This window comes from Marinifilum sp. D737 (assembly GCF_026672275.1).
Taxonomy (GTDB): domain Bacteria; phylum Bacteroidota; class Bacteroidia; order Bacteroidales; family Marinifilaceae; genus Marinifilum.
In genome coordinates, this window is sequence record NZ_JANQCD010000026.1 from 1 (window position 1) to 21,307 (window position 21,307).

Consider the following 21,307-nt stretch of genomic DNA (forward strand, 5'->3'; position numbering starts at 1 on the left):
TCTAGTTTAGTCATCCCGTGACAAAATCAAAAATTCAAAGGGTGACTAATAAGCATCTTGTAAATTAGTCACCCCTTGACTGGTACATCTTCTAGGTTAGCCATCCCGTGACAAAATCAAAAAGTCAAAGGGTGACTAATAAGCATCTTGTAAATTAATCACCCCTTGACTGGTACATCTTCTAGGTTAGCCATCCCGTGACAAAATCAAAAAGTCAAAGGGTGACTATTAAGCATCTTGTAAATTAGTCACCCCTTGACTGGTATTTAGATCTTTTAGATTAGTCATCCCATGACAAAATCCCTAAAAGTCAAAGGGTGACTAATAAGCATCTTGCAAATCAGTCACCCCTTGACTGGTATTTAGATCTTTTAGATTAGTCATCCCATGACAAAATCCCTAAAAGTCAAAGGGTGACTATTAAGCATCTTGCAAATCAGTCACCCCTTGACTGGTAAAATATTCTTGCAATTCCTTTTGCAATTTCTGGCAATGGATCTTTTACAATGTATTGCCAGGATGAGGTTTTAAGTACAGAGAAACTTTTGCTTTGCAGAGCTGCTTTGGCCAGGTAAAATTTGGTTTTTTGGTATCCTTCAAAACTAATTTCTTTATGATGTGCCCGGGAAATCATTAAACCTGGAAAATTAACTCCGGCATACAATGAACCTATCAATGTACTCCACATTCTTGGATTGAAATCAATAAGCAAATAGGAATCTGTTTCCTTTCGGTAAATAAAATCCAAATGAGCAATCCCACTCCAATTAAGTTGCTTGACTATGGCCTTGGTTGCATCCAATAGTTTTTGATCTTCCAGGAATTCTATCCCTGTAGCAAAAGAGTAGGCTTCGCGTACCAAACCCTTTTGGATGGTATAGGCTAGAATTTCACCATTTTCAGCAAGTAAACTGATATCAATATCTTCTCCGTTCAACTTTTCCTGAATCACATAGTCATCTGCTTTAAAATCAATATTGCTGATTTTTTCTTCGTATTCTTCTCTCGACTTACATTCCATAATTCTGTTCTCCTCGAAATCAGTTCTAGGTTTAAGAAGTAATGGAAAATTAAACTGCTGAATATTGTCGCCTGATATTTCTTTAGTTTTAGGACTTGGAAAAGAATTGTTTACTAAAAACTCTGCAAGAAAAAACTTATTGGTAACGGTAGCAAATGTACTTTGGGTAGGCATTGGTGGAAAAACCGAACCATTAAATAGCCTTCTGTACTTTGTTATAAATTGATAGTTAGAGAACTTAACAGGTAGAATCATATTAATATCCCATTTCTTTTCCAAAGCACTTATTTCTTGAATGATCTCTTTTGGATCCGAAGACTTTAGATATTGATATTTGGTTACATATCTCGAATAGGGAATGGTATTGAAATAAGTTTTCTTTTCGGGAGAAACCACAAAGATATTAACAGCCTGTTCATAACTCAGGCAGCGAATGGTGTCCAATAAATATGGGCCTCCATAATCATCTATTAGTAGTACGTTGGTGGTCATCCTATGAGTTAAGGTAGTAAATATCACAGAAAACTGCAACGTTCAATGTAAAATAAAAGATGTGTAGATCCTAAATTGAGGAGTGATCTCAACTCAACTCGGTTCCTTTAAAAAGTCGTTTGATATTTGCAGTATGTCTTATAAATATGAATAGGGAACAAGTCAATAAATAAAGGATTATATTTTGATCGTGTCCCAGAAAGTAGGCCGAAAGAGGAAGGCAAACCGCAATTGCCAATGAGCCTAGGGAAACAAACTTAAAGCCTTTTTTCACAATAAAATAAACTGCTACCGAGATGAAAACAGATATGGGTGCGATTAGAACTGAAGCCCCCAGAGTCGTATTAACACCCTTTCCGCCCTTAAACTTTAGAAGAAAACTAAAATTGTGACCAAGTATTGCAGCCAGTGCTACAAAGTAAATTAGCGAAGGGGAAATTGTGAGGAATTGATATTCTTGGATGAGAAGGACAAAGAAGACAGGCAATAATCCCTTGACCATATCGGTAATTTGTGTGTATATCGAAATTTTGCTGCCTGCGATTCTTTTTACATTGGTAGAACCAATGTTGCCACTCCCGAAATTACGAATGTCTTTTCCGGTTGAGATTTTGGTATAGACATATCCTGCAGGGAAAGATCCAAGCATATAAGCTGTCAGAATTAGTAAGTAGTCCCAAAAGAATGTCATTCAAGTTGTTTTAAAATGTTTTTGGCCTGATCAATGTGCTCCGTAGCTCGAAACTGTGAATTAAAGATATGAACAATTTTCCCCGATCGGTCAACAACATAGGTAACTCTTCCCGGTAAAAGGCCAAAAAAGTTGGTGGGTACCCCAAATTGTTTGCGAACCGTATTGTTTACATCGCACAGAAGGTTGAAGTTCAGCTTGTGTTTTTCTGCAAACTCCTTATGACTGCTAACCGATTGACCACTGATGCCAAAAACTTCTGCGTTTAAATCATTAAAATCTTCGTACTGATCACGAAAACTACATGCCTGCTTTGTACAGCCTGGCGTATCATCTTTTGGGTAGAAATAGATTACCAGATTTTGCTTTCCAATAAAATTCTTGATATTGATGAGTTCTCCATCCTGGTTTTGAAGTTGAAAAACCGGAATTTGATCACCTACCTGTAATTCTTTTGATTTGTCTGCCATTGCCGAAAAAGGAAAAATAATTGTGAGTATTAAAATTAATGTCTTTATGTGCAGATCCCAAAGAAATTGGTTGGAATGATTTTGTATTGCTTTTTGTAACATGATAAGGCCATTTGATTTATTGCACTTGCTTTTTAGGAAACCATGGGAAAAAGGCACTGGTTCTCTCTACATAATCCTTGTATGCAGGTTTATCGCTTGTAAGTGTTCTTTCCAACATGGCAACACCCGATATTTTAATGATGAGGTAAGTCATTAACAAGGAACCTAAAACAAACCAGTATTGTTGGGCTGCAATGGCAAATAGCGCATAACTCCACCACACAGCTGCATCACCAAAATAATTGGGATGCCTGGTATATTTCCAGAAACCTGATGAGAGCACTTCATTCTTGTTTTTTCTTTGTTTTCTAAATTTGGTCAATTGGTAATCACCACCTGCTTCGAAACTGATTCCGATAATCCAGACTGCCATAGCCACAAAATCAAACACATTTAAAGGAGTATTTTCTTCTGCAATATAAACACCAAACAAAGGAGAGGCAATCATTAACATTAATACTCCCTGTAAAAGGAAAACCTGGAAATAACTAAACCACCAATAGCGGTGTTCCCCGTAATCTTTCCTGAATTTTTGATATCTGAAATCTTCGGGTTTGCCTACGTTCCGAATGAATAAATGGATGGTGAGGCGCAATCCCCAAATGGAAACCAAAACAAATAAAATGATTTGGCGCAGAAACAATTTATCGGCTGTAAAAAACAGGTAAGTTCCGATTACAACAAAACCAAATCCCCAGAAAATATCTACGATACTGGCATTTTTAATGTATACACTATACATCCATAGTAATGTTACCAATACGATAATTAGGATGCTTGCATTGAGATATAAAACCATAATTTTAAGCTAATTGTTCATGTGTAAAACAATTTGGTAATAAAAAATGTTCTATTCCATTTTCTGAATTTTCAATACAATAAGGTTTTGATATCCTCACTCCGAATGAGATGATCAGGGCAAGGGGAGATCTATTCGAATTGAAGGGCAACAGCAACAGTTCCTTCTCCTGCATTCATCCCAATAACTGGCGAAATGTTGATCACTTCAATCGGAGCTTTGCCCAAGAGATCATTCAAACGGTCGCCGTATTTTTTGGCCACCTCATGACTGTTGGCGTGCAGAATGATATAGTTCCAGATTTTTTGATCTTTCTTCAGATTCAGAACATGCTTAATGACTTTATTGATATTGGCTTTCTGACCAATGGCTTGTCCAAATAATTTAGATTCTCCCAATTCGTTGAGTGATACAATTGGATTAATTCTTAGAAACATTGCAAGTTTTCCCACTGCAGGAGGAACACGACCTCCTTTAATCATGGCAGTTAAGTTTTTTACACTCACAAATATCTTGGTTTTATTCAACCACGAATCTAGCTGGGAAAGAATTGTTTCCATGTTTTCTCCTTGCTCAATCGCTTTCGCGATACGCAAAACTGCCAGACCTAATCCACCAGATACATTACGAGAATTGATAACATGTATGGGAATGTTGAGTTCTTTTTGTACCCTTTCGGCTGCTTTTTGAGCACTGCGGAAGGTACCACTGAATTTCTCAGACAAATGAATGGAGATGATGGCATCATAGTTTTGAGCCATCTGGGAATAGGTGTTTACAAAAGTATATTCATTAATTTGAGAGGTTGTAGGAAAGTGTTCCGATTTATCTAAAAGCTCATAAAACTCTCTGGCTTTAAGGGTTACCCCATCGAGATATTGACTGTCGCCAAAAGAGAGATGCAAAGGCATTACATTCACCTGGTAAGAATCGATGATTTCCTGAGGCAGATCGCAGGTTGAATCGCTTACAATCCCAATTTTCCATTTTTGATTTTTGCTGATTTCACTCTGCCTTAGCATATCGTCAACCTTTGGAGAATTGATGATGGCAAAGTTTTCCAATTGATGAAAAAGTTCCGATGGATTGTTGGTATGTACATGAACTCTGCAAGAGGTTTTTCCTCCATTTATCACTACAGAATCGCCATTTTTATTTAAAATCTCTTTGATTTCTTTTAAGGAAATAGACGGTTCTTTAAGAATGGCTTCAGTGCAATATCGATAATTGATATCTTCCAAATGATCAATGACAGCATTGGCAGAAGGAATGAAATTAGGCGACTTTATTCTATCGATAATGCCATGATTCACAAAATCCATAACACCCTCAATAAATACCACAAAACCTTTTGCTCCTGCATCTACAATGTTGTGCTTTTTTAAAACTGCCAGCTGATCGGTAGTTCTTTTAAGCGATGTTTCCAGTACTTGCATGGATTCATTCAGAACTTGTTTGAACTCTTCCAGTTGCTTTCGTTTCGAATAGAGAAATTCCGACCAGTCTTTAATTACCGTGAGCATGGTTCCTTCAACTGGTGTACCTATCGATTCATAGATGTATGGAATAGAAGATTGAACACTTTCGACAAATTCTAAGAAGCTGATGCTCTTTTTCTCTGATGTTTCACTGCTTAATCCGTACAGGAACTGGGCCATGATGATTCCTGAATTCCCTCTTGCGCCTACCTGTGCTGCTTCTGCAATCTGATCGACCATGAATTTGTAGGATACATTGGGCGAAATCCGATCCATTACCGATCGCATGGTAGATGCCATATTGCTGCCTGTATCCTTATCGGCAACAGGATAAACATTAATACGATTCAGCTCATTTAAGTTTTTTATCAACTTATTGGCGCCCGCAAGAAAAGCGAAGTAGAGGTAACGACCATCGATATTTTGCATGGGATTCATATATGATTCTTAAGATTGACTTTAAGGTACTTATATTATTGCATTTTGAAAAATACTTGGCTATAAACAATTGTATCGACCGAAAAGTTTAATATCGAATTAACAAGCTAATTACCTTTTGATACATTAGTTTGCACAAGTCGGTTTATTATTTCTTACAACACCATAGGTATGGATCAGGTGTCATTTTTCGTCGAGAGATATTACAATCTTCGACGAAGAGTGTAATATTTCTCGACGAAAAAATTATGAATCTTCGACGAAGATTATACTGTAAACATTACGATTCCTTTACCTGTTCAAGTGAATGAGCTTTGTTATGTGATGTTTGTCACAAGGGCAAACTCATATTCGATCGAAATCGCAAATGCAAGTGAGTAGACAAAAAGAAAGGAAGCTGTCACTAACAGACAGATTCCTTTAGAGCTAATGCAAAATTTAATGCTTATGCGATTTTAAAAAAATAGGATGCTTATTTGAAGTCATTTACCGCATCTTTTATAGAAGTATCGTTTATCATTACATCTTTAAGAGTTGCTTTCCCGTTTTTTAGGTTTACCAATGCATAAGTTGAAGTTTTGCTGTCTGTTGTTGATTTTCGATAAAGATCTTCAGCTGCTTTGGCTTTTGTTTCCTCCATATAGTACCTGTTAAAAGGATACTGAATTGTAATTTCTTTATCAATGATATGATTGAATTGGTCTTTATTTGTTTTTACATTTTGAATTTTGGCAGTCAGATAATGTTTCTCATTCGTAGGTTCTTTTAACAAAGCGCGCAGGGGACTTGCAAATCCTTCTTTATTTTCTGTAATGACGACAAACACGTCCTGTCCTTTTGCCCAATCCTCGTAACTGCTCACTCTAATTGCATTTTCTTTAAATCGGAGAGCAATGTACTTTCCCCTAAAAGGATCATTTGGATCGACAGGAGCCGTTTGAAATTTAAATTCTTTTCCATGAGAAAGGATTTGCTCCTGATCGTAAATGCTTTTAACAGGAATACTTAATTGAATTAGTGCAATTACAATGAATATTGGGAATATGATTTTCTTATGCATCATGTTTTTTCATCTTTAATAATTGATAATTGGCAATAAAGAATCCAAATCCAATTGAAAGGAAAAGAATGCCTCTCACTACAAAACTTAAATCGGTATCGAAAAATCGGCAGATGATCAAAGCTGTAATAATGAGCAAACCAGAGTTCATTGACTTTAAATTTCTTTGTATGGTTCCCGAAATAATAGTTATTAAACCTAGTGCAAAAACAAGAATATTGACCAAGATAAATGCGAAAGAAGTATGAGAACTTAGCAAGAAAATCAGTATCAATACAAAAAATAATATCTCATTTGTTTTAAGCTTATTTTTCGCCCAGTTTTGGTAAGCAAGAAATATTGCAATTATTGAAGTTATGAAAGTAGAATAAACTTCCGGAGCATATTGCAAACTGGCATTATCGTAAATTTCTCTCCTGATATCTACCCACATATCATCGAAACTTAAAATAAGAAGGATTACAATACTGCCAATCCAACCAATTATTTTAAATCCATTGCTTATGGCGGATTTCCTGGTGTAAAAATCTTTGCTACCCACTAAAGTGAAAATGCCAAACAAACTCATGTAGGCTAAGAACATGATTTCTTCATGACTATCAGCGAAAGTGCCCAGGCAAATGGTAAGCGAAAGGGGAATCATCCAATTGTGAAAAGAAATGCTGTTGCTTTCAGGATTTTGCTTTTTCTGATTTAGGTAGAAAAATATAGTAGTACCTATAAATAGAATGTACCAATAAGGGATGGTTTCAGTATGCTCCCAATATCCTACATTTATTGCATAAAATGAACTTCCTGTTAAAAATAATAGGGATCCTATTGAAGAACTCATAACAAAAGGAATTGGAAGAAATAGAATCATCCAAATAAAAAGAAATGATCCAAGTTCTCCGGGAATATTATAGATCTGGCTAATGAGAGAAATGCAGGATCCCAGTGCAAAGAATAAAAAACTTACACTTGCTTCTCTCCAGGCTTGTGAATTTTTCTTCTTTAGGATAGTAAACCCGCAGGCTGCTTGTCCAATGATGAGAGGGAACAATGCCAAACTTGTTTTTAGTGGTCTTGCAAAATTATCCCAATTGTGAGCAACAATTAAAATGATGCCCAATCCGATTAAAATTGCACCTAAAGTTCCAAAAATTACCAGAAGTTTGTTTGGGGATGCTTGCTTCTTTGAAGTGTAATAGAGAATAATGTCATCAGCTGTACTTTGCGAAATGACATTTGCTTCAACAAGCTTAGGTATTTCTCTGAGAATACTCATAATTAATAGGATTGGATTTAAAACAAATCTAATCATATTATACTTTTAGTGAAAACAATTAATAAAAAACCGAAAATTGCGGTGCCCCTATGCTGTGCAATTTTCGGTTTTATTTTGTCTGTTCAATGTATAGAAGAGGAGGGAGGAACAGACTCTTCCAAGGTGAGTTTCCTTTGGAAGGGGGTGTATTTGTTGTTGTCCATTTAAAGCGAGGACAAAGCTCAAATCATTTGAGGTGAAATGAGAAGTATTGAGCTTTGCCTCTTATTTTTTGCAGACAATTAAGATTTCCCGAAAGCACAAACCCTATGTGAGCCGTGCTTTTCGGGGTATCTTGACTACACAGACTAATTTTTGTTAATTTCTTCAAGTAGATGCTCCACAGCTTTTTCAAGTTGTTGATCACGTCCTTGAATTACCATTTCGTAATCGTTGCGAACTTTAATGTCAGGTTCAATTTGTTGGTTCTCGATGTATTTTCCTTTCATATCTTTTACACCAACCATAGGCATTCCAAAATACAAGCTTCTGTCTTGTAAAGTTTCCCACCAAACGGCAGTCATTGTACCTGGTACAGGCATACCAATTAACTTGCCAATTTTTAAAGTTTGATAGGCATATGGGAATGCACATGCATCAGAGTAATTTCCTTCACCGGTTAAAACAGCTGATGGTTTCTTCCATTTGAACATTGGCTCTGTACCAAAGTCTTGCCCTCGAGGTGATAAAGTTGAATAGATTTGACCACTCAATAAGGTAACAAGATCATCGTGTAACCAACCTCCACCGTTAAATCTGGTATCAACAATAATTGCATCGCAAGTACCGTATTTGCCCAACATTTCAGAGTAGATTTTGCGATAGCTTGGAGAGTTCATACCTTGAACATGAACATATCCAATTTTACCATCAGATAAGCGTTTAACCTCTTCTTGACGACTTTTTACCCAACGTTCGTAAAGCAATGTCCTAACACTTGAAACAGGTTTTACAACTTCTTCCCAGCGCTCTTTTGTATAAGGACTATATAAGCTCAATAATACCTTTTTACCAGCTTTGTGGTTAAGCATTGGATAATGACTCTTATTCTTTGTGATTGCAACACCATCAATTTTTTCGATGATTACACCTGCCTTAATTTTAGAATCAGCTAGGTTTAAAGGTCCTTTTTCCAGGATTTCAGCAATGCGTAATCCATCACCTTCATAATTCCAATCGTAGAATGCACCAAGTTTTGCAGTTCTATCTGCATTTTTTGAGCTGTGACGGTATCCAGAACCTGTATGAGAGGCATTTAATTCTCCCAACAATTCACTTAGCATTTCTGCAAAATCGAAATTGTTATTAATGTGCGGTAAAAACTTTTCGTATTCCGACTTGTAAAATTCCCAGTCAAGCTGATGCATCTCGGGATCGTAGAATTTTTTCTTCATGGTTGTCCAAACATGGTTGAACATGTATTCTCTTTCCTTTGATTTATCAAGATACATCTCGGCAGCGTAACTGATGTTTTTGCGCTTATTCGAAGCTACATCTACTTTAATAATACTTCTGCCTGACATTAGGAATAAATTCTTCGCATCTTTATCGAACTGCATAGCTCCACCGCCACCTTTCAAATCTAGTACCTTTTTAGTCGATTTTTCTTCTAAATCGTTAACCCAAAGGTCATATCCATCTTCGAATTTACTTAGGTAGAATAATTTTTTTCCATCAGGAGTTAAAATTGCATCCGATAGGTTCGATGGATTTATGGTTAGACAAATCTGACGATCCTCCATTCCTGAGAATTCAATGTCAAGAGGAGTCTTTTCATCATCCTTCTTATCTTTTTTGTCTTTTTTATCCTTCTTGTCTTTTTTATCAGACTCTTCTTCTTTTTTACTTTCCTTTTTCGCTTTTTCTTCCTCTTTCACCAGTTCCTTCTCTTCTTTCGAAAGTTTGAAATCATCTAATGCTTTCTGATTGAAGAACTGTATGTAAACATCTGATTGAGAACCCCAGCTACCATGAGAACGATAACCCCTGCGGTCGGTGAACCATATCATTGCATTGCCTTTAAGCGACCATTTCGCATTTGAATCGCTATAACCACTTTCGGTAATATTGATCATCTTGCCATTGCCTTGAGCATCTACAATTGCTACATCCGACATAAAAATGGTATGAGGATAAAAGTCAACCAAGAACCATTTTCCATCGTTCGACCAATCGTAATGCTGATCGCCATCAGAGTATGAGTAGTTGTATTTTTTGCCTAAAATTTCGCGAACTTTCTTTGTTTTCAGATTTATCACTTTAAGAATTACTCTTTCTTCAAGGAAAGCCACCTCTTTTCCATCTGGAGAGAATTTAGGTTGGAAAGTTGCAGCAGGAGATTCTAAAATTACTTCTTCTTTTAGTGTAGTTGCATTTGAGAATTGAGTTTCTCCCTCACGAACCAATTTGGTTTGATATAGGTTCCAACTTCCATCTCGTTCCGATGCGTATAATAATGCTTTGCCATCAGGACTAAAGCTAACCGATCTTTCCTGTTCAGGAGTATTGGTAATTCTTTTGGTAGTTCCATATTCTACAGAGGTTACAAACACTTCACCTCTAACAATAAAAGCAACTTCTTTGCCATTTGGAGATACGCTCATTTCTCTGGCTCCGCCACTTAACCTTTCGAAACTAACGGCATTCTCTTTATTATCTGTAGTTAAACTTACTTTCAGCTTGACAGGATCTTTGCCTTTTTCCTGAGTGTAAATCTCACCATTGTAAGAATAACAAAGTTTGTTGTTGTTTGAAATGCTTAGGAATCTAACAGGGTGCTTATCGAAATTAGATACTTGAGTCAATTCAGATTTATTATCAACAGGAGCTTTCCAAACATTAAAACTACCTGACTTTTCTGATAAGTAGTAAATCTCATTGTTATCAGCACTAAAAACCGGATACAAATCCTCACCATTAAATTCAGAGAACATGCTGTGTTTTTGAGTTTTGGTATTGTACAACCAAATGTCTCTTGTTACCGCAGATGTATGATGTTTTCTCCAGTGATCTTCATATCCTTTACTGTCGCGATATAGAATATATTCCATATTATTGCTGTACTTGGCATCCAATGCCGGAGTGGTAAGAATTTGTGATATTTTTCCACCATTGCTAGGTACGCTGTAAAGTTCAGATAAAGCACCAGATGGGAACATTACATTTTTAGTATCATCGCTAATTAATGCTGAGAATAAAATGTGCTTGCCATCAGGAGTAAAAGAAGATGGAGATTCGCTACCAGAATAAAACGTTAGCCTTTCAGGAGTACCTCCATTAGCACCAACTTTGTAAATGTCGAAATTCCCAAATCTGTTCGATGCAAAAGCAATGGTAGAACCATCAGGTGACCATACTGGTTTGTAGTCGTAAGCTGTGTTAGTTGTTAGTGGGTATGCAACACCACCTTCAGCCGAAACAGTAAATAGATCGCCACCGTATTCGAAAACAATGGTTTCACCATTTGGAGAGATTGCCGGATACCTAAGCCATAAAGGTGTATCCATTCCGAGTAAACTTTTTGCTAGCGCAATTAAAAAGGTTGTAAGAAAAAACAGTTTTTTAATCATAACGAATTGGTCTAGTTTAAAAACTCTAAATTGTGACTTGATGTATTTTTGACAAAGCATTCTTATCAGATACTATACCAAAAAACATAATGAAGTGATTATTAAGTGGATTATTGATTGAAATCTTGTTTTGAAAAAAAAAGTTGTTCGAATGTGAACAAAATCATGTTCGGTATCGTACTATGGTATTGGAATCGTACTCACGTTAAGAATGATAAAATTGGATTTTAAAGAATTTCCGTTTTCTTTGTTTGATATTATATAGCTAAAAATCAATTGGAATGTTAAATTTTCGAATACAAGAACAATCTGTAATTGCATCTTTAGAAGGAACACGCAGAATTAATAGTATGATTTCTGAAATGGTGAAGAAAGAAATTATTGATTTTATTGAAAAATCTGGAAAACAAGTTGTGCTGGATTTAAATGGGGTAAGCTTTATTGATTCGCAAGGATTTTCGGCATTAAAAGCCATTGCAGAGCTAGCCAAAGCCAACGAGAAATTGTTTTCTTTAGCGAACCTTTCCGATGATGTTATTGAATTGGTAGATCTTGTTGGAATGAAAGAATCATTCGCTATTGGCAAGAACTGAAGCTACTAAACTTCATCAAATTCTTTTGGATATTCAACGGTTCCTTCAACTGTTGACAAAGCACCTTTGACCATTTCCAAAGCCATAAATACATTTTCGGGAACATCGAATGGCGCGCTGATATTAAATGTATTAGCTGGTTTAAAACCAAATTTAGGATAGTAATTTTCGTGACCTAATACGATTATGGATTCGTGACCTAGTTTTTTTGCTTTGGCAATACCCTTTTCAACCAATTGGCTTCCAATTCCCAAACCTTGCAATTCTGGAATAACCGACATTGGCGCTAATGCCAAAGTGTTGAATTCTTTTTCATTTCCCTTAATTGTAATTGGAAAGAAAAGAATGTGGCCAATAATTTCGTTGCCCATACATGCCACCAAGGACAAGTCTTTTATAAATTTTTTATTCTTTCTTAATTTCTCTATCAATATACCTTCTGCTTCCTGACCAAAAGCCATATCATTTACCATTGATATTGTAGAGTAGTCATTTTTATTTTCCGGGCGGATAGAGATTTTCATGGTAGAAGTATTGAAATAAATTTAAGAATAAAACATGAGCCATACATTTTGCATGGCTCAATGAAATTATACTGATTCTCCTCTTAATGTTGCTTGAGTACAATCGGTAACTTTTACCTGGACAAAATCACCAACTTTATAATCCTTTCTTGGGAATACAATAACTTTATTTTGAGAGCTTCTTCCATAAAGTTCTTCTTCAGATTTTTTAGAAACACCTTCAACTAAAACTTCAAAAACTTGTCCAATATCTTTTTGGTTACTTTCCAATGATAATTTATTCTGAAGTTCAATCATTTGAGTTAAACGCTCACTTTTAACATCTTCAGGGATGTTGTCTTCCAGATTTTTATAGGCAAATGTTCCTGGTCTTTCAGAGTATTTAAACATGAAAGCCAAATCGTATTTTGCCCATTTCATTAGGTCTAAAGTTTGTTTAAAATCTTCTTCACTTTCATTGTGGAAACCACAGAAAATATCAGTAGAAATACCACAATCCGGTACAATTTCACGAATGGCTTCAATTCTGTTCGTGTACCATTCGCGAGTATATTTTCTGCGCATGTCTTTAAGAACCGAATCACTGCCAGATTGTACCGGCAAGTGAATGTGTTTACAGATATTTGAATATTTCGCGATTACTCTTAGGGTATCATCACTCATATCTTTTGGATGCGAAGTTGCAAAACGAATTCTCATGTTAGGTTCTGCTTTGGCAACCATTTCCAATAATTCTGGGAAACTGATTTCTGAAACCGAGTTTTTAAATTTGAAAGAGTTTACATTTTGTCCAAGTAAGGTAACTTCTTTGTAACCTTTTTCAGCCAAATCTCTAACCTCTTTTATAATGCTTTCCGGGTTACGGCTTCTTTCTCTACCTCTTGTGTAGGGAACAATACAATAAGTACAGAAATTATTACAACCACGCATAATTGAAACGAATCCTGAAATAGCAGTTTCATCAATTCTTGAAGGACAAATGTCTTTGTAAGTTTCTGTTAGCGACAATTCTATATTTATGGCTTTTTCTCCACTTTCTGCTTTTTTTACCAACATAGGTAAATCCATATAAGCATCTGGACCAACCACAATATTTACATTTTTCTCTTGTTCAAAAAGTTTATCACCTAAACGTTCTGCCATGCAGCCAATAACTCCTACCAATAGTTTAGGGTTCTTTTTCTTAAGTTCCGAAAATCCCTGAACTCTTCCTCTAACCCTCTGCTCAGCATTTTCACGTACCGAACATGTATTAACTAGAATTACATCTGCTTCTTCTCTTGTTTTGGTAATCTCAAATCCATCGTGTTGCATAATAGCAGCAACCACTTCACTGTCTGCCACATTCATTTGGCATCCGTAAGTCTCCAAAAACAATTTCTTGCTCATTTCGCTCATTCTGATATCCTCAGTTTAAAATTTCGTGCAAAGGTACATTATCTCAATTGATTAACAAGAGGAAATGCGATCATTTAGAATTGTTATAAAAACTCTATTGCTTAGGAATTAATTGAGTTTGAGTTAGAAAAATAGATGTCTCTTGTTCCCCGATAAATTTGTAAATTTAATGGTGTTGGCTTTTATTTTTCTCTAATTCATTTTGTTCTTTTTTTAAGAATGTCTTGGATTGAAAATTGTGTTTGTAGCTAAATAATTTTGTGTATTTTTATCCCGCAAATTCAGCTTTTTAAAAGGCCTTGATATTGAGCGGGTTTAGAAATGAATTCTCTCGTCGTTGCCAATTTTGCTTATGTAAATTGAAGTTGGGAACTGTATTTGTATCACAGAATAATGAAAAACTAAGAAAGATGAAACGTATTTTGGTTCCAGTAGATTTTTCCGGTGATTCGCTCAAGGCTTTAAAGTTTGCGCTTAATTTGGCAAACCACCTCGGTACGGATTTGAGAATGATTCATGTGAAAAAATCAAAGAAATTTGAGATTCCATTTCACTTTAATGAATTTGAGGATCAAATAGTGCATACCGTTCAAGAATATTTTGAAAAACTGATAGAACTTCATTCGCCTGCTTACCAAGTAGAGAATGGAGTTTTTGATTTTAAAATAAGAACCGGTAGTGTGTATAGAGAGATCGTAAATCAAGCAAAGTATGGCGATTCTTACTTGATTGTGATGGGAGCTTATGGTGCATCGGGATTTGAAGAGTTTTTTATTGGAAGCAATGCTTTTAAGGTGGTAAGCAATGCAAGTTGTCCTGTGATTACGGTTCGTGAAGAATTATTGAAGAGTGGGGTGGGTACGATTTTAATGCCATTTGATGCTAGTAATGAAACCAGAAAGAAAATTCCTTACGTAGCTGAATTGGCTGAAGCTTGTAGTGCAAAAGTTCATGTTTTAGGTGTTCATGAATCATCCGACGCTGCAATTGTTGGAAAGATTGAACACTATATGAGACAGGCTGAAGAATATTTGAATGAGAAAAATATAGAAGTGGTAAAAGAGATCCGTAAAGGAGATAATAATACCACAACCGCTCTTGAGTATGCAAGAGAAATTAATGCAGATTTAATTGCCATTATGACTGAACAGGCCGAAACGACTTTTAGCATGTTTTTTGGATCTTATGCAGAACAAATGGTTAATAAATCGGAAGTGCCAATTCTTTCTGTTCCGAATTGGAAATAGACAATTGGTTATAGATGTAGAAGCTATTTATAATTTTTAAATATACATATATGAAGTATTGTTGGTTTATAGCAATTTTTGTTTTCATGTTGATTGGAGGTTCTGCGAAAGCTCAGAATTATGAAAGTGTTGAAACGAAGAACGATTCAATTGGGACAGTAAATATTCTTCAAGATGAACGAATTGATCAATTGCTTGAAACCGATAGTATCATTAATTCTCAGAAACAAAGTTTCACAGGATATAGAATTCAGATATTTTTTGGAGGGAGCACCGATAGAGAAAAGGCTTTCCAAATAAAAGATGAGTTTTTGGAATTATTTCCAGAAGAAAGAGCCTATGTAGTGTATACAGCTCCTGATTTTAGAGTTCGTGTTGGCAATTTTAGAACAAAACTGGAATCAATAGAATTGTATAAAGCATGTTCTGAATTTTACCCAAATTGTTATCCGGTGAAAACGGAGATAATGTTTTCCGAAATGGAACCATTAAAAGAAGAGAAAGAGCTAATTGTTAATGACAATATAGAATAGCAAAATACATACTAAATAACCATTTAAGAATAAAAGAATGAGTGACCAATTAAAGCATGAGTGCGGGATAGCAATGATCCGACTGCTTAAACCTCTTGAATACTACAAGGAAAAATATGGATCCTGGCAATATGGTATTCAAAAGCTTTATTTGTTGATGGAAAAACAACACAATAGAGGACAAGAAGGTGCAGGTGTTGTTGGTTTGAAGTTAGATCAAAGTCCTGGAGAAAAGTACATTTCCAGAGAGAGATCGTGTGGAAACCAACCCATTAAAGAAGTTTTCGAAAACATTTATGGAAGATTGCGTGAAGGAGAAAAGAATAATCCAGAAAGCTTTAAAGATCCTGTGTGGGCAAAGGAAAACTTACCATTTGCAGGTGAATTGTATTTGGGGCATTTGAGATACGGAACTTTCGGGCGTAACAGTATTGATTTTGTTCATCCTGTAATGCGTGAAAACAACTGGAAGTCGAGAAATTTAGTATTGGCAGGGAATTTTAACCTTACCAATGTTGATGAACTTTTTAACCTTTTGGTTGATTTGGGACAGCATCCTAAAGATTATACCGATACAGTTACTATTTTAGAAAAAGTTGGTCACTACCTGGATGAAGAAAATCAATTGTTATTCCGTCAGTATAAAAATGATGGATATTCAAATAGAGAGATTTCTCCTTTGATTGAAGACAGTATTGATATTCAAAAAATTCTTTCAAGTGCAAGTAGGTCCTGGGATGGAGGTTATGCAGTTGGAGGTATGTTTGGTCATGGCGATTCATTTGTAATGCGCGATCCATGGGGAATTCGTCCAGCATTTTATTATCAGGATGATGAAGTTGTTGTTGTTGCCTCGGAAAGACCAGTAATTCAAACAACATTTAATGTTCGTGCCAATACCATTAAGGAAATTACTCCTGGTAATGCGGTTATCATTAAGAAAGATGGTAAGATAGAAGAGGTTCCGGTTCGTGTTCCTCAGAAAAGAAGATCTTGTTCATTCGAAAGAATTTATTTCTCAAGAGGTAGCGATAAGGATATCTATTTAGAAAGAAAGAAATTAGGCCAATTGTTGACTCCCGCAATTCTTGATTCGGTAGATCACGATATTAAGAATACAGTATTTTCTTTTATTCCAAACACTGCTGAAACTGCCTTTTATGGTATGATGGAAGGGGTTCGTCAGAAGTTAATGGAAGAGAAAAAAGAGCAGATTCACGACTTAAATGGCAGTTGGACTGAAGAGAAATTACAGGAAATTATTTCTGTAGAGCCTCGTGTTGAGAAAATTGCAATTAAGGATGTTAAGCTTAGAACTTTTATTACCAACGACGAAGGAAGAGATGATTTGGTCGGTCATGTTTATGATGTGACCTATGGAGTTGTGAAGAATCAGGAAGATAATCTTGTTGTGATTGATGACTCTATTGTTCGTGGTACTACGCTTAAGAAAAGTATTTTAAGAATTTTAGATCGCTTACATCCTAAAAAGATTGTTATTGTTTCTTCGGCTCCGCAAATTCGTTACCCTGACTGTTATGGTATAGATATGACAAGAATGGGTGAATTTATTGCCTTTAATGCAACAATTGCCATGCTTAAGGAGCGAGGAATGGAGAGTATTATTGAAGAGACTTACAAAAAGTGTAAAGCCCAGGAAAATCTTCCAAAAGAAGAGATTGTGAATTACGTAAAGGAAATTTACAAGCCTTTTACTGCAGAGGAAATTTCAGCGAAAATTGCAGAACTGCTTACTCCGGAAGGTATTGAAGCTGAAGTACAGATTGTGTATCAATCAATAGAAAATCTGCATGAAGCTTGCCCTGAGAATAATGGTGACTGGTATTTTACCGGAAACTATCCAACTCCTGGTGGAAACAAAGTTGTGAATACTTCATTCATTAACTACGTGGAAGGAAATGATAAGAGATCTTATTAATAAGAAAAAAAATAGAAAAGAAAAGCCGATCCAATCGATCGGCTTTTTTATTTTATAAAATTTAGTTTTATTTTTTCTTGAAGATATTCAGATTTGGTTTCTTAGGTAATTTGATCTTTAGAAACGATAAATATGACGATGTGTGTCTGTCTATCTTCTGATCGTAAACATCTGCAATGGTAATCATGATTCCTGTTTCTTCAACATCACCAAAGTGCGTGTTCACTGCAGTGCCAAAACATTTCATCGTTGGCGATAAACCCATGTAAGCATTGATAAGAGGAGGAATATTTTCTCCATTTTTTCTTACATTTTGTGATAAGATTTTATAATTCTCATCGAAAGTTTCACCGCAAAAATCTTTCGCCAATTGCTCTTCATCCATGTTTGTTTGAAGCGGAGTAGTTGGCCAGGCCAATTTTTCTACATCATTAAACATTTTGTTCATGAAATACAGAATGTGATTTCTTGCATCTCTATTGTAATCAGGATACATGGTAACCTTGCCAAAGAAATATTTAATTTCAGGATAATCAACAATTAAAGCACCAAGTCCATCCCATAAATTATCTAAAGCATACAAGCTTTTTCTTCCTTTTTTAATTGATTGATAATCCGGCTGAACAAAAGAACGGCCAAGCTCAATCATGTGTGGCATATAATTCTTTTTAAAATCATCTGAGAAGTTAAAAAGTCTCGATGTTGCCAAATAGATATCTCCATTTTCATCAACAGGAGCTTCGCTACACAAAATATAACGATAACCACCTAAAATTTCTTTGGCTTTAGGATCCCAAACAACTAATTGGTGATACGGTTTTTCATCAATGTCGAATTTATCGATATCAAGCTCTTTACCGGTACCGCCACCAGCTTTTCTAAAAGTAATTTCTCTTAATCGACCAACCTCTTTCATTAAGTTAGGCGAGTCGTGATGAGTAAAGCAATAGATTTCATTAGACCCCTTGTTGGTCTTGCGCACAAATCTCTCTTCTGTTAGCTCCTTTTCAAGCTCTTCTCTTGGTACAGGGGGTATAATTTCTTTCATTCTAAAGTGGTGTTAATCCTAAGTAGGATGGTTTTATTTTTGGTTTTAATGGGCAATGAAATTAATCACTAATCGAAACAAATAATATTAATGTTATTTAATTTTTGATAAAAGTAATTTTCGTTTTTAGTGATCTGCAAGTTTGTAAGATTCTCTTTTCATTTTGTCGGCCCACTTATCATACGATAAGCTCTTATCAAAAGTTTTATAAGAAACAGGCTTTCCAATTCTGACTGTAAATGTTTTGCCTCTTTGCTTAAATAGTTCGTTTGGCAAATATAACATTTCCAAATTAGATTTTAATCCAAAGAATTTTCTCAAATTGGCTAAATTGTAGAAAAAGTTAGAGTTTCTGCCATCCATGTGTATGGGAACAATATCTCTTTTGTGCTTTATTGCTTTTGCAATAAAGCTTTTCTTCCATTCTAAATCCTCAATTTTTCCCTTTTGTTTTCGTGAAACTAAACCTGCAGGAAATGTTAGGATAGTAGAATCGGATTGATATGCACTCTCTAATAAAATTGCAGCAGCTTTTGCTTGTCCTCCATGTTTGTTTATTGGAATAAATACATCGCTTAGGTTTTTGATATTCATTAAGATATCATTTACCAAGAACCTGATGTTGCTAAATTCTTTTCCAAATATGCTAATTAGAATAATTCCATCGGGACCTCCAAGTGGATGATTGGAGGCAAATAAATATCTTCCGTTTTTATCGATATTTTCAAGCCCTTCAACTTTGAAATTGATATCGAGTTCTTCCAAAACACTATCGGCAAATTCAATGCCTTGTTTTTGATAATTTCTCGATAGAAAATCGTTGATTTCATCTTGATGAATGATACGTTTTAAATATCGCACAATAAAACCAGGAAGAAGTTTTGCCAGCTTTTCGCTTTTGCTTGCAAATACTTTTTCGATATCAATTTTCAAATAATTATCTGAATTACTTTCCATAAAAGTTTAGCATAGATTATTTAGACCTGCAAATATCGCAAATTTATTGCATTGTTAGTCCAATTTTAAGGACATAATAGACCTGTCTGCATAATAAATAATTGTTACAGCAAAGAAAAGTTATCAACAATACAATAAAAGTGGGACTATGTGGTTGAAAGTGGGAGTTTTTTTCTCTAATTTTACAATTGTAAATCGGTTTTTTTAATGCAAACATTCATAGGCGATTATAAATGCAGATTAGACGCAAAAGGTCGTGTGTTGCTGCCTTCAGCGTTTCGGAAGCTTCTAAATGGAGATTCTGAGAATCGTTGTGTGCTTAGAAAAAACTTGCATGACAAGTGTCTTGATTTGTATCCGATGAAAGAATGGGAAAGGCAAATTGAGATGGTTAGAGCCAGAGTAAATACCTTCAATAAAAAACATGCTGCTTTTATGCGTGAATTTTACAGAGGTACTGCAGAGGTGCAAATTGATAGTAATGGAAGAATCTTAATTCCCAAAAAGTTTTTTGAGTTTGCAGGTTTTAGAAAGGATATCACTTTAGCCGGGCAGGATGATAAGATCGAAATTTGGGATACTGAAGCCTACGAAAAACCAGCACTGTCAGACGATGATTTTAGCAGTCTGGCAAATGAGATTTTAGGAGGGAGTATTAATCCTGAATTATAATTGATTTTGAGAAAAACATTGGCTTTCTTCGCGCTTGATTTAAATAGTGATTAAAAGATTAGAAATGAGTGAATATCATATACCAGTTTTGTTGGATGAATGTATTGAGGGATTGAAAATCAATCCTGAGGGAATCTATGTGGATTTAACCTTTGGAGGAGGTGGTCACTCACGAGAAATATTGAAGCATTTAACTACTGGAAAATTGATCGGTTTTGATCAGGATGAAGATGCTGAAGCCAATGTTCCGGATGATGAAAATTTTATTTTCGTTCGTCACAATTTCAGATACTTCAAAAACTTTGTAAAGTACCTGGGGTATGAGAAGATCGATGGAATTTTAGCTGATTTAGGAGTTTCTTCTCACGAATTTGATGTTGCAGAGCGTGGTTTTTCTTTCCGTTTCGATGGTGATTTGGATATGAGGATGAACCAGAGTTCAGATTTTACGGCAGCTGATATTCTTAATGATTACGATGTTGAAGATTTGTTTAAGATTTTCAAAATGTATGGAGAAGTGAAGAATCCTGGTAAGTTGGTGAAATTGATTGAAAATTATCGCAAAGAGAACAATTTTGAAACCATTCAGCAGTTTAAAGAGGTGATCGCTCCATGTGTGCCAAAGTTTAAAGATCATAAATATTTGGCTCAGGTGTTTCAAGCACTAAGAATTGAGGTGAACAAGGAAATGGATGTTCTCAAGGAAATGCTGGAGCAGTGTGCGGATGTATTGAAGCCTGAAGGTAGATTGGTAGTGATAACTTATCACTCGTTGGAGGATCGACTGGTGAAAAATTACATACGTGATGGTAAGTTTGAAGGAGGAGCTGAGAAAGATTTCTTTGGCAATGTTCAAACACCACTGACAAGTGTAAATAGGAAAGTGATTTTGCCAGGCGAAGAAGAAATTGAAAGAAATGGCAGAGCAAGAAGTGCCAAGCTTCGAATTGCAAAACCAAATTTGAAATAG

The 21,307-nt window shown here is 35.5% G+C and carries 18 protein-coding genes; 6 read left to right on the forward strand and 12 right to left on the reverse strand.

The window, feature by feature from the left end:
• Positions 1 to 436: 436 nt before the first annotated feature.
• The 8 genes from NQ163_RS14800 to NQ163_RS14835 form a co-directional block, all read right to left on the reverse strand.
• Entirely contained in the window at positions 437 to 1,513 is a 1,077-nt protein-coding gene (locus NQ163_RS14800; RefSeq protein WP_268191096.1) for an ATP-grasp domain-containing protein, read from the reverse strand.
• Between the two features lie 88 nt (positions 1,514 to 1,601).
• Positions 1,602 to 2,204 carry a glycerol-3-phosphate 1-O-acyltransferase PlsY gene (gene plsY / locus NQ163_RS14805; protein ID WP_268191097.1) on the reverse strand — a complete coding sequence of 201 codons (603 nt, stop codon included), beginning with the start codon at positions 2,202 to 2,204 and terminating at the stop codon, positions 1,602 to 1,604.
• Entirely contained in the window at positions 2,201 to 2,776 is a 576-nt protein-coding gene (locus NQ163_RS14810; RefSeq protein WP_268191098.1) for a peroxiredoxin, read from the reverse strand. Before NQ163_RS14810 ends, plsY begins: the two co-directional genes overlap by 4 nt.
• A gap of 16 nt (positions 2,777 to 2,792) precedes the next feature.
• Positions 2,793 to 3,575 carry a DUF1295 domain-containing protein gene (locus tag NQ163_RS14815; protein ID WP_268191099.1) on the reverse strand — a complete coding sequence of 261 codons (783 nt, stop codon included), beginning with the start codon at positions 3,573 to 3,575 and terminating at the stop codon, positions 2,793 to 2,795.
• 131 nt (positions 3,576 to 3,706) lie between these two features.
• The gene (locus tag NQ163_RS14820; RefSeq protein ID WP_268191100.1) at positions 3,707 to 5,491 is read right to left on the reverse strand and encodes a DegV family protein; all 1,785 of its coding nucleotides are present in this window, start codon (positions 5,489 to 5,491) and stop codon (positions 3,707 to 3,709) included.
• 472 nt (positions 5,492 to 5,963) lie between these two features.
• Positions 5,964 to 6,554 carry a GDYXXLXY domain-containing protein gene (locus NQ163_RS14825; protein WP_268191101.1) on the reverse strand — a complete coding sequence of 197 codons (591 nt, stop codon included), beginning with the start codon at positions 6,552 to 6,554 and terminating at the stop codon, positions 5,964 to 5,966.
• Entirely contained in the window at positions 6,544 to 7,818 is a 1,275-nt protein-coding gene (locus NQ163_RS14830) for a DUF2157 domain-containing protein (RefSeq protein WP_268191102.1), read from the reverse strand. Before NQ163_RS14830 ends, NQ163_RS14825 begins: the two co-directional genes overlap by 11 nt.
• 347 nt (positions 7,819 to 8,165) lie before the next feature.
• Positions 8,166 to 11,363 carry a S41 family peptidase gene (locus NQ163_RS14835; protein WP_268191103.1) on the reverse strand — a complete coding sequence of 1,066 codons (3,198 nt, stop codon included), beginning with the start codon at positions 11,361 to 11,363 and terminating at the stop codon, positions 8,166 to 8,168.
• A gap of 344 nt (positions 11,364 to 11,707) precedes the next feature.
• Between NQ163_RS14835 and NQ163_RS14840 the strand changes: the two genes are divergently transcribed.
• The gene (locus NQ163_RS14840; protein ID WP_110362788.1) at positions 11,708 to 12,019 is read left to right on the forward strand and encodes an STAS domain-containing protein; all 312 of its coding nucleotides are present in this window, start codon (positions 11,708 to 11,710) and stop codon (positions 12,017 to 12,019) included.
• A gap of 5 nt (positions 12,020 to 12,024) precedes the next feature.
• On the opposite strand, the gene NQ163_RS14845 is transcribed toward NQ163_RS14840, so the two are convergent.
• Together NQ163_RS14845 and miaB are read right to left on the reverse strand one after the other, a co-directional pair.
• Positions 12,025 to 12,543, reverse strand: a complete 519-nt coding sequence (locus NQ163_RS14845; RefSeq protein WP_268191104.1) for a GNAT family N-acetyltransferase — start codon at positions 12,541 to 12,543, stop codon at positions 12,025 to 12,027.
• A 66-nt stretch (positions 12,544 to 12,609) separates the two neighbouring features.
• Positions 12,610 to 13,932, reverse strand: a complete 1,323-nt coding sequence (gene miaB / locus NQ163_RS14850) for a tRNA (N6-isopentenyl adenosine(37)-C2)-methylthiotransferase MiaB (RefSeq protein ID WP_268191105.1) — start codon at positions 13,930 to 13,932, stop codon at positions 12,610 to 12,612.
• Positions 13,933 to 14,351: 419 nt separating this feature from the next.
• Here miaB and NQ163_RS14855 point away from each other — a divergent pair, with 419 nt between their 5' ends.
• Genes NQ163_RS14855 through NQ163_RS14865 form a run of 3 tightly spaced genes read left to right on the forward strand, consistent with a single transcriptional unit; the run spans position 14,352 to position 17,660 of the window.
• Positions 14,352 to 15,188 (forward strand): universal stress protein, encoded by an 837-nt coding sequence (locus NQ163_RS14855; protein WP_268191106.1) that lies wholly within the window; start codon positions 14,352 to 14,354, stop codon positions 15,186 to 15,188.
• A gap of 50 nt (positions 15,189 to 15,238) precedes the next feature.
• Entirely contained in the window at positions 15,239 to 15,721 is a 483-nt protein-coding gene (locus NQ163_RS14860; RefSeq protein WP_268191107.1) for a hypothetical protein, read from the forward strand.
• A gap of 37 nt (positions 15,722 to 15,758) precedes the next feature.
• The gene (locus tag NQ163_RS14865) at positions 15,759 to 17,660 is read left to right on the forward strand and encodes an amidophosphoribosyltransferase (RefSeq protein WP_268191108.1); all 1,902 of its coding nucleotides are present in this window, start codon (positions 15,759 to 15,761) and stop codon (positions 17,658 to 17,660) included.
• Between the two features lie 67 nt (positions 17,661 to 17,727).
• Here NQ163_RS14865 and NQ163_RS14870 read toward each other — a convergent pair whose 3' ends face one another.
• Positions 17,728 to 18,708 carry a GNAT family N-acetyltransferase gene (locus NQ163_RS14870; RefSeq protein WP_268191109.1) on the reverse strand — a complete coding sequence of 327 codons (981 nt, stop codon included), beginning with the start codon at positions 18,706 to 18,708 and terminating at the stop codon, positions 17,728 to 17,730.
• A gap of 126 nt (positions 18,709 to 18,834) precedes the next feature.
• Positions 18,835 to 19,665 carry a 1-acyl-sn-glycerol-3-phosphate acyltransferase gene (locus tag NQ163_RS14875; protein ID WP_268191110.1) on the reverse strand — a complete coding sequence of 277 codons (831 nt, stop codon included), beginning with the start codon at positions 19,663 to 19,665 and terminating at the stop codon, positions 18,835 to 18,837.
• A 207-nt stretch (positions 19,666 to 19,872) separates the two neighbouring features.
• On the opposite strand from NQ163_RS14875, the gene mraZ reads away from it, so the two are divergent.
• Both mraZ and rsmH read left to right on the forward strand, forming a co-directional pair.
• Positions 19,873 to 20,337, forward strand: coding sequence for a division/cell wall cluster transcriptional repressor MraZ (gene mraZ / locus NQ163_RS14880; RefSeq protein ID WP_268191111.1), 465 nt, complete (start codon positions 19,873 to 19,875; stop codon positions 20,335 to 20,337).
• A gap of 64 nt (positions 20,338 to 20,401) precedes the next feature.
• Complete coding sequence (rsmH, locus tag NQ163_RS14885; protein WP_120241707.1) at positions 20,402 to 21,307, forward strand: 16S rRNA (cytosine(1402)-N(4))-methyltransferase RsmH; 906 nt, start codon at positions 20,402 to 20,404, stop codon at positions 21,305 to 21,307.

What these genes read in the sequence shown, in the direction of transcription:
- NQ163_RS14800 (WP_268191096.1), bottom strand. Translation starts at nt 1,513, where the DNA reads ATGACCACCAACGTACTACTAATAGATGATTATGGAGGCCCATATTTA.
- plsY (WP_268191097.1), bottom strand. Translation starts at nt 2,204, where the DNA reads ATGACATTCTTTTGGGACTACTTACTAATTCTGACAGCTTATATGCTT.
- NQ163_RS14810 (WP_268191098.1), bottom strand. Translation starts at nt 2,776, where the DNA reads ATGTTACAAAAAGCAATACAAAATCATTCCAACCAATTTCTTTGGGAT.
- NQ163_RS14815 (WP_268191099.1), bottom strand. Translation starts at nt 3,575, where the DNA reads ATGGTTTTATATCTCAATGCAAGCATCCTAATTATCGTATTGGTAACA.
- NQ163_RS14820 (WP_268191100.1), bottom strand. Translation starts at nt 5,491, where the DNA reads ATGAATCCCATGCAAAATATCGATGGTCGTTACCTCTACTTCGCTTTT.
- NQ163_RS14825 (WP_268191101.1), bottom strand. Translation starts at nt 6,554, where the DNA reads ATGATGCATAAGAAAATCATATTCCCAATATTCATTGTAATTGCACTA.
- NQ163_RS14830 (WP_268191102.1), bottom strand. Translation starts at nt 7,818, where the DNA reads ATGAGTATTCTCAGAGAAATACCTAAGCTTGTTGAAGCAAATGTCATT.
- NQ163_RS14835 (WP_268191103.1), bottom strand. Translation starts at nt 11,363, where the DNA reads ATGGATACACCTTTATGGCTTAGGTATCCGGCAATCTCTCCAAATGGT.
- NQ163_RS14840 (WP_110362788.1), top strand. Translation starts at nt 11,708, where the DNA reads ATGTTAAATTTTCGAATACAAGAACAATCTGTAATTGCATCTTTAGAA.
- NQ163_RS14845 (WP_268191104.1), bottom strand. Translation starts at nt 12,543, where the DNA reads ATGAAAATCTCTATCCGCCCGGAAAATAAAAATGACTACTCTACAATA.
- miaB (WP_268191105.1), bottom strand. Translation starts at nt 13,932, where the DNA reads ATGAGCAAGAAATTGTTTTTGGAGACTTACGGATGCCAAATGAATGTG.
- NQ163_RS14855 (WP_268191106.1), top strand. Translation starts at nt 14,352, where the DNA reads ATGAAACGTATTTTGGTTCCAGTAGATTTTTCCGGTGATTCGCTCAAG.
- NQ163_RS14860 (WP_268191107.1), top strand. Translation starts at nt 15,239, where the DNA reads ATGAAGTATTGTTGGTTTATAGCAATTTTTGTTTTCATGTTGATTGGA.
- NQ163_RS14865 (WP_268191108.1), top strand. Translation starts at nt 15,759, where the DNA reads ATGAGTGACCAATTAAAGCATGAGTGCGGGATAGCAATGATCCGACTG.
- NQ163_RS14870 (WP_268191109.1), bottom strand. Translation starts at nt 18,708, where the DNA reads ATGAAAGAAATTATACCCCCTGTACCAAGAGAAGAGCTTGAAAAGGAG.
- NQ163_RS14875 (WP_268191110.1), bottom strand. Translation starts at nt 19,665, where the DNA reads ATGGAAAGTAATTCAGATAATTATTTGAAAATTGATATCGAAAAAGTA.
- mraZ (WP_268191111.1), top strand. Translation starts at nt 19,873, where the DNA reads ATGCAAACATTCATAGGCGATTATAAATGCAGATTAGACGCAAAAGGT.
- rsmH (WP_120241707.1), top strand. Translation starts at nt 20,402, where the DNA reads ATGAGTGAATATCATATACCAGTTTTGTTGGATGAATGTATTGAGGGA.